The 11,920-nt window shown below is 53.3% G+C and carries 9 protein-coding genes; all 9 read left to right on the forward strand.

Going from position 1 to position 11,920, the window contains the following annotated elements; genetic code table 11:
• The first annotated feature begins 76 nt into the window (after window positions 1-76).
• The 9 genes from csrD (at window position 77) to BGL48_RS05810 (ending at window position 11,836) form a co-directional block, all read left to right on the forward strand.
• Window positions 77-2,056, forward strand: a complete 1,980-nt coding sequence (gene csrD, locus BGL48_RS05770) for an RNase E specificity factor CsrD (protein WP_069361771.1) — start codon at window positions 77-79, stop codon at window positions 2,054-2,056.
• Window positions 2,053-2,562, forward strand: a complete 510-nt coding sequence (locus tag BGL48_RS05775) for a hypothetical protein (RefSeq protein WP_141698060.1) — start codon at window positions 2,053-2,055, stop codon at window positions 2,560-2,562. The genes csrD and BGL48_RS05775 overlap by 4 nt, the downstream gene beginning before the upstream one ends.
• Window positions 2,563-2,720: 158 nt before the next feature.
• Window positions 2,721-3,764, forward strand: coding sequence for a rod shape-determining protein (locus tag BGL48_RS05780; protein WP_046073887.1), 1,044 nt, complete (start codon window positions 2,721-2,723; stop codon window positions 3,762-3,764).
• Between the two features lie 33 nt (window positions 3,765-3,797).
• Window positions 3,798-4,727 carry a rod shape-determining protein MreC gene (mreC, locus tag BGL48_RS05785; RefSeq protein ID WP_077457725.1) on the forward strand — a complete coding sequence of 310 codons (930 nt, stop codon included), beginning with the start codon at window positions 3,798-3,800 and terminating at the stop codon, window positions 4,725-4,727.
• On the forward strand, window positions 4,727-5,215 hold the full coding sequence (gene mreD, locus BGL48_RS05790) for a rod shape-determining protein MreD (RefSeq protein ID WP_046073888.1): 489 nt from the start codon (window positions 4,727-4,729) through the stop codon (window positions 5,213-5,215). Before mreC ends, mreD begins: the two co-directional genes overlap by 1 nt.
• Window positions 5,216-5,238: 23 nt before the next feature.
• The gene (locus tag BGL48_RS05795; RefSeq protein ID WP_069361773.1) at window positions 5,239-5,805 is read left to right on the forward strand and encodes a Maf family protein; all 567 of its coding nucleotides are present in this window, start codon (window positions 5,239-5,241) and stop codon (window positions 5,803-5,805) included.
• Window positions 5,806-5,852: 47 nt separating this feature from the next.
• A complete protein-coding gene (gene rng / locus BGL48_RS05800; protein ID WP_069361774.1) occupies window positions 5,853-7,322 on the forward strand; it encodes a ribonuclease G in 1,470 nt (489 codons plus the stop codon).
• A 24-nt stretch (window positions 7,323-7,346) separates the two neighbouring features.
• Window positions 7,347-11,183: a YhdP family protein gene (locus BGL48_RS05805; protein WP_176719642.1), complete on the forward strand. Its 3,837-nt coding sequence runs from the start codon at window positions 7,347-7,349 to the stop codon at window positions 11,181-11,183.
• 2 nt (window positions 11,184-11,185) lie between these two features.
• Complete coding sequence (locus BGL48_RS05810) at window positions 11,186-11,836, forward strand: nitrilase-related carbon-nitrogen hydrolase (protein ID WP_069361776.1); 651 nt, start codon at window positions 11,186-11,188, stop codon at window positions 11,834-11,836.
• Window positions 11,837-11,920 lie beyond the last annotated feature (84 nt).

Consider the following 11,920-nt stretch of genomic DNA (forward strand, 5'->3'; position numbering starts at 1 on the left):
GCATTCACATTATGATAACCAAGCCTGATAATAGCGGCTATTAGCCCCCAAAGGCGACCCAAGTCAGCAGAGAATCATGGATAGAACAGCCAATGCGATCAAAGTCAGCGGTATGAAGCTGACCAACCGACTCGTAGCATTTGTCACCCTTATTGTGGTGTGCGCCATATTTGTGTTGTTTATTGGCGGTGCGATCAGTTTTCGCCAGTTAGGGATTGATTTTATCTCGCATTATGTCGATGGCATGGTGGAGGTCATCGATCAAGAGATGGCAGGCGATCAGCGCGATAACCAATACTTTTCGCGTTGGCTCCCCAAGATGTTGAAAGCCAGTGATGTAACGTCCCTAACGATTTACTCGGACGCTGGCATTTTGTATCAATACGAACAAATTCAGTACCAGACAGTTGCTAACCAGCAGGTGATCTCGCGCGATATTCCTTTGGAGAGCAACCCTGGTTTTGCGGTCAAATTGACCTTCGTCCCGCCTTATGCGGAGTTTGCCTATTCGATTGGTCCATTGTCCTCGTTATCGGCGGCGATTTTGGTGATTGTATTGGGGCTCACATGGGGGATCCGTTGGCTCCGGCGTCAGCTGTATGGCAGTGAGGTGCTCGAGCAGCGTGGCCGACTGATTTTAGCAGGGCGACTCGACGATGCGCAGCAAGGCGATCCCCGCGAGTGGCCAATCCCTGCCAGTGCGGCGTTAACGCAACTGATCGAAGAGCTTAAAGAAGCCCGCCAAGAGCGAAGCCGCTTTGATACCTTTATTCGCACCAACACCTTTTTAGACCAACTTACCGGCGCCGCAAATCGAGTGATGTTTGATAATCGCCTGCATACCCTGGCCAGTGATGATGCCAGCCAAGGTAGTGTGATCTTGGTGCGAGTGGCAGAATGGGAAGATTTGGTGGCGCAGCATGGGCAAGAAGCCGCCGACCAACTGATTCAAGCGATTGGCAATGTCCTGTCTAATGCGATTCAGCGCTTTCCCGATGCGGTGCTGGCGCGCTATTTTGCCTCGGATTTCGCCATTTTACTGGTCAACCAAGCTGGAGACGAAGTGCATCCCTTTTTAGCGCAAATCACCAATGCGTTAGATAAGCTCGCCCCCCCGGAGGCACTTGATCAAGACAACTGGTTTCACCTTGGCATGACCTCGTTTGGTGCCAGTGAGCGACGTGGACGATTAATGGACGAAGCCGAGCGCGCACTTAAAGCGGCGGTACTAACCGGCCAGAATGGTTGGTCACAGTTCGATAAGCAACTCAGCCAACTGGATAAGCGGGGCAGTGTGCGTTGGCGGACGTTGCTCGAGTCGGTGATGGCAGGAGAGGGACCGATGCTTTATCGCCAACCTGTGTTTGCGCGAGATGGCAAAACCCGCCTTCATTATGAACTTTTAGGCCGAATTAAGGACGAAAAAGGCAAGGTACTCAAGGCTTCGCGCTTTTGGCCAGGCGTCGAATGGGTCGGTATGGATGTGGCGTTTGACAAGGCGACCATGGGTCGCGCGCTGTGGTGGTTAAAAACGCGTGACTATATCGATAACTACGCCGTCAATGTAAGTGCATACTCACTTTGTCAACGTGAGTTTGTGGTGTGGCTGCGCGATATCTTGCTACAAACGCCACGCAGTACCTTGAATCGCTTACTGGTGGAAGTGTCTGAAGGCGCTTTGGTTTCACACTTTGATGCGGCGCGGCCTTGCTTACGAATGATTGCCGCGTTAGGGTGCCGTCTAGTTGTTGACCAAGCAGGTAGAACGATAGTGAGCACTCACTATGTTAAGGATATTCAACCAGCCTATATCAAGCTTCACCGTAGTTTGGTGCGCAATATCGACCAACGACCAGAGAACCAGTTGTATTTACGCAGCGTGTTAGGTGCTTGTGAGGCCACCACTACCGAGGTACTGGCGGTGGGCGTGGAAACCAATGAGGAATGGTCTGTGGTGAAAGAACTGGGTGTCGCGGGCGGACAAGGGCGGCTGCTTGGGGCGGAAATGTCGCCGCATCCGGCACAGAGAAAACGCCGCCGATGGGGGAAGCGATGAGTCCAGCCATCAAGCTCTCCCATCAACAAGGACGCGGATGGTTAGAAGCCTTACTCGTCGTCAGTATTTTGTCGGTGCTGGTGGTGATTGCGATCCCGAAGTTCTACGATTATGAGGCGGATGCCAATGTGTCAGCGCTTAAAGGCTTAAAAAGCGGTATCGAAAGCGCCATGACGCAAACACACGCATTGGCCGAAAAGAAAAAGGTCAGTGATCAGGCTGAACACACACTGACCGTCAATGGCACGTCCATTCGCGTTTCTTATGGCTACCCCGAGATCAGTGCCTTGCCTGAGTTAGTGACGGCGCTGAAGGATGCAACGCGTTGGCAGTTACGACGCTATCCAGATAAGAATCGGGTCGACTTGATCTGGCTGTTCCATGAGCAGCCCGCGACGGAGTGCTACTTAACGTATAACGAGGCAACGGCGTCAACGAAGGCATCGACGCAGTTGGTGATCCATCAGTCATGCCAATCACCAACCCGAGAAAGACAACAGGAATAATGCGTTGTTGATGGAAAAATCATCAAAATGACAGCGCATTGAAAAAAAACACAGATCTCATTCAGGTTTACAGCACCGTATCTTGCCGCTTACCTTGCGCGTTGATACATTTAGCTCAATTTGTCTGATTTCATAGCTTGCAGGATTAATCGACCATCATGTTTAAGAAACTTCGCGGGATGTTTTCCAACGATCTATCCATTGACTTGGGAACCGCCAATACACTGATTTACGTAAAAGAACAGGGCATTGTTCTGGATGAGCCGTCTGTTGTTGCTATTCGCCAAGACCGTGCAGGCTCTCCCAAGAGTGTGGCTGCTGTGGGTCATGATGCGAAGCAGATGCTAGGTCGAACACCGGGGAACATTGCCGCGATTCGTCCGATGAAAGACGGTGTGATTGCTGATTTCTACGTCACAGAAAAAATGCTGCAGCACTTTATCAAATCGGTACACGATCACAGCTACATGCGCCCAAGCCCGCGCGTCTTGGTGGCGGTACCTTGTGGCTCAACCCAAGTTGAACGCCGAGCCATCCGTGAGTCGGCATTAGGGGCCGGTGCCCGTGAAGTCTACTTAATTGATGAACCCATGGCGGCAGCGATTGGCGCAGGCTTGCCGGTGTCCGAAGCCACCGGTTCGATGGTGATCGATATCGGCGGCGGTACCACAGAAGTGGCGGTCATTTCGCTTAATGGCGTGGTGTATTCATCGTCGGTCCGTATTGGTGGGGATCGTTTTGATGAGTCTATCATCAATTATGTTCGCCGAAATTATGGCAGCTTGATTGGTGAAGCCACTGCAGAGCGGATTAAGCATGAAATCGGGTCCGCCTACCCAGGCGATGAAGTGCGTGAAATTGAGGTACGTGGTCGTAACCTCGCTGAAGGGGTGCCGCGTAGCTTCACGCTTAACTCCAATGAGATCTTAGAAGCCCTGCAAGAGCCGCTAACTGGGATTGTCTCTGCGGTGATGGTGGCGCTCGAGCAATGCCCACCGGAGCTAGCATCTGATATTTCTGAGCGTGGCATGGTGATCACCGGCGGTGGTGCGCTGCTACGTGATCTTGATCGCTTGCTGACCGAAGAAACCGGTATTCCAGTGGTGGTAGCCGAAGATCCACTGACGTGTGTCGCGCGTGGCGGGGGTAAAGCGCTGGAAATGATCGATATGCACGGCGGTGATCTTTTTAGCGAAGATTAACGTGACTGCGCCTACAAACAGGTCGTTTTCATTATGAAACCTATGTTTGGCAGAGGACCCTCTCTGCAATTGCGCCTGTTTTTCGCTCTTTTACTATCAGTCAGCCTTATGCTGGCTGATAGTCGTCTTGATGCGTTCGCTGGGGTGCGTTATTTCCTAAACACGTTGGTGGCGCCGCTACAATATGCGTCCAACGTCCCGCGCGACACGCTAGATGAACTGGTGATGCAGTTTCGCTCTCACCAACGTTTGGTGGCAGAGAACCGCGCATTGCGAAAGCAGGTGTTACAACTGGAAAGTGATCAGCTTCTGTTAGCGCAGACAGAGCGTGAAAATCAGCGTCTACGCGAGCTGCTGGGCTCGTCGTTTATTCGTGATGAACGCAAAATGGTGGCTGAAGTCATGGCCGTTGACTCGGACCCTTATAAACATCAAGTCATGCTAGATAAAGGGCGGACGAATGGCGTGTATGAAGGGCAACCGGTGATCAACGAGCACGGGGTGGTTGGCCAAATTGCGTATGTGGGTGCCCACAATAGCCGCGTGCTACTGCTGACCGATCCCACCCATGCGATCCCCGTTCAGGTCATGCGCAATGATATTCGGGTGATTGCGTCTGGGCGCGGGTCGACCCACTACGTCGGGTTGGACAATATTCCTAGCAGCACGGACATTAAAGTGGGTGACAAATTAGTCACCTCGGGACTGGGCGGTGTCTTTCCTGAAGGCTACCCGGTTGGCACGGTGACGGAGTTTTCGTTTGATAACAAGCGCCCGTTTGCGCAAGTGCGAGCCACTACAGCGGTGAAGTTTGATCGTCTGCGTTATCTGCTTCTGGTGTGGCCAACTCCCGAAAAGGGCGAGAACGCGCGCCCGGATCAGCCTGTCGCGCAGCCGTCGTCAGACACCGCACCATCACCTGATACAGCGCCATCGTCAGATGGTGAGGGAGAAGCGCCGTAATGGCAAATGTGACATTTCGCGGCCAGTTTGTCATCTGGCTCTCTTTTATCATTGCGCTGATTTTGCAAGCGGCTCCCTGGCCGGGGGAACTGGCTCCTTTTCGTCCTTCTTGGGTCTTGCTCGTCACGTTTTATTGGGTGCTGGCATTACCCCATCGGGTGAATGTTGGTACGGCGCTAGTACTCGGCCTGTTATGGGATTTAATGTTGGGCTCAACCCTTGGGGTGCGCGGCTTGATGATGGCGATTTTGGTCTACATCGTGGCGCTGAACTTTCAATTGTTACGCAACATGTCGTATTGGCAGCAGGCACTCTTGTTGGCATTACTGACCTTGGCGGGAAAATTGATCGAGTTCTGGGCGGAGTACTTGGTGTCTAACGTACAGTTTAACCCAGAGCAGCTTTGGGCCGGTGTGCTTAACTTTATACTCTGGCCTTGGATCTTTCTGTTATTGCGCCGTTTACGTCGTCGCTTTGCCATTCGCTAACGCACTAATCGTAAAGAGGTATCATGAGCTGTGACTTATATCTGGCCTCGGGGTCGCCTCGACGTCATGAATTACTCACCGAAATGGGGGTGAATTTTTCCCGTGTGGTGGTCGATGTAGCGGAGCAACAACAGGCCGGTGAGTCCCCTTACGCCTACGTGTCGCGCTTATCGCAAGACAAGGCACGAGCAGGGGTGGTGCAAACCGGTGGCCATACCCCGGTGCTCGGTGCGGATACTATTGTGGTAGATGGCGAGCAGGTACTCGAAAAGCCTGATGATAAAGCGGAGGCAGTCCGAATGCTTAAGCAACTGTCAGGACGCGAGCACCAAGTGATGACCGCGGTCACTGTCGCCAATGCCATGAAGCAGGTCACCACTGTGGTGACCACCAAGGTATGGTTTTGTACGCTCAGTGATGAGCAGATTGAGGCGTATTGGCAATCGGGCGAGCCCGTCGATAAGGCTGGCGCCTATGCGATTCAAGGGCTGGGCGGTAAATTTGTGACACGTATTGATGGTAGCTATCACGCCGTGGTTGGTTTGCCACTGTATGAAACCGAGCAACTGCTCAAACAATTTTCGGTCTGAGCGCACATCTGTCGCTAGGCCCCACTTTTGAGAGATTCGGGGAAACCATGAGTGCGGAACTGCTAATAAACGTCACCCCTAGCGAGACGAGGGTGGCGATGATTGATGGGGGGAACCTCCAAGAAATCCATATCGAACGTGAAGCAAAGCGTGGCATTGTAGGCAATATCTACAAAGGCAAAGTCAGTCGTGTGTTGCCTGGCATGCAGGCAGCCTTTGTCGATATTGGCCTAGAGAAAGCGGCGTTCTTACATGCCTCAGATATTGTTCCTCATACCGAGTGCGTGTCGGAAAATGAGAAGCAACAATTCCAAGTGCGCGATATCTCCGAACTGGTTCGCCAAGGGCAAGATATTGTGGTGCAAGTGGTTAAAGATCCGCTGGGCACCAAGGGGGCGCGTCTTACCACCGATATTACCTTGCCTTCGCGTTATCTGGTCTTTATGCCGGGAGCGGCCCATGTTGGGGTATCACAACGCATTGAAAGTGAAGATGAACGTAAGCGCCTAAAAAGCATTGTCAGTGATTACTGTGACGAATTGGGTGGTTTTATTATCCGTACTGCCGCTGAAGGGGCAACAGACAATGAGATGGCGCAAGACGCCGCTTTTTTAAAGCGTTTATGGAATAAGGTGTTAGAGCGTCGCACGCGTTATCCCGCCAAATCCATGCTGTATGGTGAGTTGGCACTGGCACAGCGCATTGTGCGTGACTTTGTCGGGACCGAGCTGGATTTAATTCGGGTGGATTCCAAGCAAGCCTATGAAAAACTCCAAGAGTTTACCTCTGAGTTTGTGCCGGAGCTGGCCGATAAATTGGTGTATTACGACGGCCAGGTGCCGATTTTTGACATGTACGACACCGAAAATGAAATCCAACGCTCATTGGAGCGAAAGGTCCAGCTCAAGTCTGGCGGCTATCTGATTATCGATCAGACCGAGGCGATGACCACCATTGATATCAATACAGGTGCGTTCGTCGGGCGACGGAACCTGGACGAGACTATCTTTAATACTAATATTGAGGCCACACGTGCGATTGCTCGCCAATTGCGGCTAAGAAACTTAGGCGGGATCATCATTATCGATTTTATCGATATGAGCACCGATGAGCACCGGCGTCGCGTGTTGCACTCACTCGAGCAGGCGCTCAGCCAAGACAGGGTAAAAACCAATATCAATGGCTTCACCCAGCTAGGGCTAGTGGAAATGACACGCAAACGCACGCGAGAAAGTATTGAACATGTGCTGTGCGGTGGCTGTCCAACCTGTGACGGACGAGGCTCGGTCAAAACGGTAGAAACCGTCTGCTACGAAGTGCTACGTGAAATCACGCGCGTTAACCGCATTTATGAAGCGGATAAGTTTGTGGTGTACGCGGCCCCGGCGGTGATTGAGGCATTGGCAGAGGAAGATTCGCACCTTGTGGCGGAGTTGGAAGTGTTTATTGGCAAGCAAGTGAAAGTGAAATCCGAGCCTTTATACACGCAAGAACAGTTTGATGTAGTAATGATGTAATCCATGGCCTGGATGAGAAAGGGTATGCGCTGGCTAACGGTCAGCGCCATCAGTGTCATCGTGATAACCGCCTTGCTAATCGGCGGTTTGCGCTTTCTATTGCCCAATATGGATATATTGCAAGCCCCATTGCGGCAATGGGTGTCTGAGCAAACCGGCTTTAGTGCGCAAGTGGAAGGCATTGCCGGCCAGTGGCGCAATCTAACGCCGTCATTGCAACTTGAAAACGTCGCGCTCGCCACCAGCGACAACGGCCCCCCGCTGTTAACCGCTCGCGCCATTAATTTGCAATTGGATGTCTCTGCCACCCTCATTCGGCGTCAGCCCGTCTTTTCTCATGTCACCCTCGATGGACTGGTGTTCGATACCGGTCAACTACCCGATAAAAACACCCAAGCGGGTGTGCGAGAGCGACTAGAAGACTTATTCTTGGCGCGGTTGGGACAATTTTCCATCCCCAATGCCAAGGTGATCCTGGTCACCCCTTCGCTGGAAACCCAAACACTGGTGATCAGTGACTTGTTTTGGCGCAATAACCAAGGTGAGCACCAAGTACAAGCCAGGCTTGGCATGCAAGGCACGCAACTCGATAAGGTGCGCGTGAATGCCGCTTTCCGCGAAACGGACGGCTTGAGTACGTTAACGGGCGACGTTTATTTGGTCAGTGAGGCGATGGATATCGCCCCTTGGCTGACGGAAAAGCTGACGCCATCCGCCACGATCAACACCGCGCGTTTAGACGCAAAAGCCTGGGTCAGGGTGGAGCAGGGGCGTGTCGACAATGGGCTGTTGTCGATTGATCATTTCGCGTTAGCGTGGCAAGAGGATGAGCACCAAGCGAAGCAATGGGCGATAAAAGACAGTCAGGTTCAGTGGCAGGCCGTCGATGAACAGACTTGGCGTCTCGACACGGATGGGCTATGGGTACAAACCGGCGCGACCACTCAGGCAGCGCTGTCACAGCTCTCTTGGCAGGGGGCGCTCGACAACTGGCGTCTCAATGCGGCGAATGTTGATATTGCCTCTTTACGGCCTTTGCTTGGGCTTGCCAGTCAATCGGCGCAACAGCACAGTGTGGCGGCCGCTTTATCGCCATCAGGCCAGATCCGTTCGTTGGCGTTGAGTAAAGCACCTGACGCCCCGTTGCGTTATCAAGCGACCCTGGATAAGGTTTCAGCCAAGCGCTGGGGCTATCTGCCTGCGTTCCAAGGCCTGAGTGCAACCCTCTCCGGGCAAGGCCAGCAAGGGCAAGCACAGCTTGAGCTTGGCGCACAATCCTTGCCTTACGGCGACTTTTTTCAAGCGCCGCTACCGCTTGAACACGGTGCGTTGACCCTCAATTGGCAGCCCACCAAACAAGGCTTGTCAGTATGGAGTGAGCAGGCAGTGGTAAAGGGGGCAGACGTGCAAGGCTCTGGCGCGTTTCGTCTAGATATTCCCTCAAAAGGCGCGCCTTTTTTGGCGTTATACGTGCAGGCCGACGTATCGGATGCTGGACAGACATGGCGCTATCTCCCCACCCGGGCATTGCCTGACTCGTTAACCGATTATCTTTCTCGCGCCATTCAAGCCGGACGGGCCAAAGACAGTGAAATTCTTTGGTTTGGTGCCCTCGATGCGTTTCCTTACCAGGATCACAGCGGCATTTTTCAAGCCAAGGTACCGCTTCGCGGCGGGGCGTTTAGCTTTAACACCGCTTGGCCGACGTTGACGGAGCTCGACGCCCGTTTACTGTTTGAAAATGCGCGCTTAGCGATTGAGGGGGACCATGTTCGTTTGGGCGACGCCGTCAGTCGCCAAGTGCAAGCTGAGATTGCCGATATGACCCAGCCGGACAGCGAACTCGATATTCACGCGTCATTGGCGGCAACCGGATCGGCTGTCCGCCAATACATGCTGGCGACGCCTTTAGTAGACACGGTGGGGGTGGCCTTGACTCATGTGCAAGTCGATGGGCTGGTTAATGCTAACCTAGGGCTCAATATCCCGCTCAATGGTGAGCAGCCTCATGCCGAGGGGAGAGTGAGCTTTACCGGCAACCAGGTATCGATTCAGGCACCCGATATGCAACTGGATAACCTATCCGGCGAGCTGGCCTTTAGCGACGACACCCTCACCACTCAGTCGATGCAGGCTCAATGGTTAGGGCAGCCCGTCAGCCTCCAGTTTACGGGCGAAACCGTGGCGGCCGGGTATCAGCTTGACTTAGGTATGGATGCGGATTGGGATGTGGTGCCATTGCTGGACATGCTTTCGTTGCCACTTGACGCTTACCTGGCGGGCGGTGCACGTTGGCAGGCGGGGCTCGATTTAACCTTAAATGATACCGGTTTTGATTATCGGCTCGGTGTGGATGTCGATACCACGCCGTTGCAGTCGACGTTGCCCGCGCCACTTAACAAACCACGCTGGCAAAAAGGGCAGGCCCGTATCGAGGCGACCGGGAACAGTGAAGGCTTGACCGGGCGTGTGGCGCTTCCTGGCGTGAATTATCAAGCGAGCATCAATACCCAAGGCCGGCGTCCGCAGTTTACTGCCAGTCAATGGCAGATTGGTGAGCAAGGTAGCCGCTTATTGGCAACGCGTGGTCATCGTTTTGATCTAAAGCTTGAGCAACTCGATCTCGCGGCTTGGAAGCGAGTTTGGCAGCAGGCCAGCCAATCCTGGCCGAGCGGAAGCGGGCCATATCCTGCTTTACCCATGCCGCAGCGTATTAATGCCAAGATCGAGACGGTGAGAGCAGACCCTTTAGCGTTTCACGATGTGTCTTTAGCGGCGCGACACAAAGCCGAGGGCTGGGATCTGTTAATGGGCAGTCGTGAGCTAAGCGGGCAAGCCATGTGGCCGACACAGGGGCGCTTGAACGTTGAGATTGATCATTGGCATATCAATCGTCGGTTAACCGAGGACGAACAGACGACGGATAAGCCGCTTTTTGAACCTGTGGATACCCGGGCGAGTCCGGAAGAGAAAGCTTTGCTTGCTGCGATTCCGCCGACACACTTGGTGATTGAGGATCTGTGGTTGCAAGGGTATCGGCTCGGGCGCGTTGAGGCGGTACTCGATAAGAAAGCCTCACAGGTCGACCTGACTTCTCTGACGCTGGAGAGTGGGAAAAACCACGCGTCCATCAGCGGCCATTGGTTGATTGATGAGCAAGGCCATCATCAAACCGCGTTAACCCTCGCGCTAGGCGGGGAGAGTACGTCAGATCTCATGGGACGATTTGGTATCAGTGGCGGGATCCAAGATGCCAGCTTCACAACGCAAGCCTCGTTAGATTACGCGGGTCTGCCTTGGAAAGTCGATATTGCCAGCCTTAATGGTGATATCCGCTCTGATGTTAAAGACGGCTATATAAGCGGGGTGGGAGGCGCTGGGAAGCTGTTAGGGCTTTTCAGTCTCGACTCCATTCTGCGTAAAATTCAGCTCGATTTTTCGGGCGTATTTGAAGATGGTTTGGCCTTTGATGACATTACCGGGCGGGCTGTGATCACAAATGGCGTGGTTGTGACGGATAATATCCGCATGGATGGGATTGCCGGTGATATGGTTATTAAAGGGATTGCCAATTTGGTGACCAATCGCGTGAACGCCGATGTGCGGTTTACGCCGGATATTACCTCTGGGATCCCAGTACTGAGCGCATTTGCGGTCACGCCGCAGACGGCGCTGTATGTGTTAGCGGTCACCACCGCCATTTCACCCGTGGTGGACGTTTTCACCCAAGTCCGTTATCAAGTAAGCGGGCCGATAGGGACGCCCGATATCAGGGAAGTGTCGCGTGATAAAGAGGCACTCGCTTTGCCAGCCGACGCGACGGAACGATTGCGCCAACAAGCAGAAAACGCCAAGGAGTGAGCATGATGAAAGCAGGTGTTGTCCAGATGACATCCAGCGCCGATCCCAGCCACAACATGAAGGCATTGCAAGCCAGTTTACATCGGTTAAGCGAGCAAGGGGTGAAACTGGCTCTCACCCCAGAAAATGCCCTAGTGTTTGGCGGCAAACAAGATTATCAGCGCCATGCCGAGCGATTGGGTCATGGTCCACTGCAGCAACAGCTTGCCGAACTGGCCCATCATTACGACCTTTGGCTGGTGGTGGGGGCCTTTCCGATTCAAAACGACAATGGCATGTTAAGCAGTACGAGCTTGGTGTTTGACAACGCCGGACACTTGCGCGGCAGTTACGACAAATTGCACCTATTTGATGTAGAAGTGGCCGATGCCCACGGACGGTATTGCGAGTCTGACTACTTTGAGGCCGGTGACCGTCTCGCCACACTCGATACGCCCTTTGGCTGCCTTGGATTAAGTATCTGCTACGATGTTCGTTTTGCACCCATGTATCAAGCGCTACGCGCCCAAGGTGCCGATATCATAACCGTGCCAGCGGCCTTTACCCGCGTGACCGGTCAAGCGCATTGGGAAACCTTGTTGCGGGCGCGAGCAATAGACACCCCTGTCTCTTATAAACATCTACCAGCACAGCAAAAAAGGCCTACTACATAGTATGAAGATTTCTGCTTGACACAACACACAGCAATATACGATAAACCAGGAGAGAACAATACAGGCACAGAAAAGACACAACTA

It is taken from the genome of Salinivibrio sp. SS3 (assembly GCF_001722105.1).
GTDB classification, from domain to species: Bacteria; Pseudomonadota; Gammaproteobacteria; order Enterobacterales; family Vibrionaceae; genus Salinivibrio; species Salinivibrio kushneri.

Coding starts and splice junctions, on each gene's coding strand:
- BGL48_RS05780 (WP_046073887.1), top strand. CDS start 2,721: ATGTTTAAGAAACTTCGCGGGATGTTTTCCAACGATCTATCCATTGAC.
- BGL48_RS05795 (WP_069361773.1), top strand. CDS start 5,239: ATGAGCTGTGACTTATATCTGGCCTCGGGGTCGCCTCGACGTCATGAA.
- mreD (WP_046073888.1), top strand. CDS start 4,727: ATGGCAAATGTGACATTTCGCGGCCAGTTTGTCATCTGGCTCTCTTTT.
- BGL48_RS05775 (WP_141698060.1), top strand. CDS start 2,053: ATGAGTCCAGCCATCAAGCTCTCCCATCAACAAGGACGCGGATGGTTA.
- rng (WP_069361774.1), top strand. CDS start 5,853: ATGAGTGCGGAACTGCTAATAAACGTCACCCCTAGCGAGACGAGGGTG.
- BGL48_RS05810 (WP_069361776.1), top strand. CDS start 11,186: ATGATGAAAGCAGGTGTTGTCCAGATGACATCCAGCGCCGATCCCAGC.
- csrD (WP_069361771.1), top strand. CDS start 77: ATGGATAGAACAGCCAATGCGATCAAAGTCAGCGGTATGAAGCTGACC.
- BGL48_RS05805 (WP_176719642.1), top strand. CDS start 7,347: ATGCGCTGGCTAACGGTCAGCGCCATCAGTGTCATCGTGATAACCGCC.
- mreC (WP_077457725.1), top strand. CDS start 3,798: ATGAAACCTATGTTTGGCAGAGGACCCTCTCTGCAATTGCGCCTGTTT.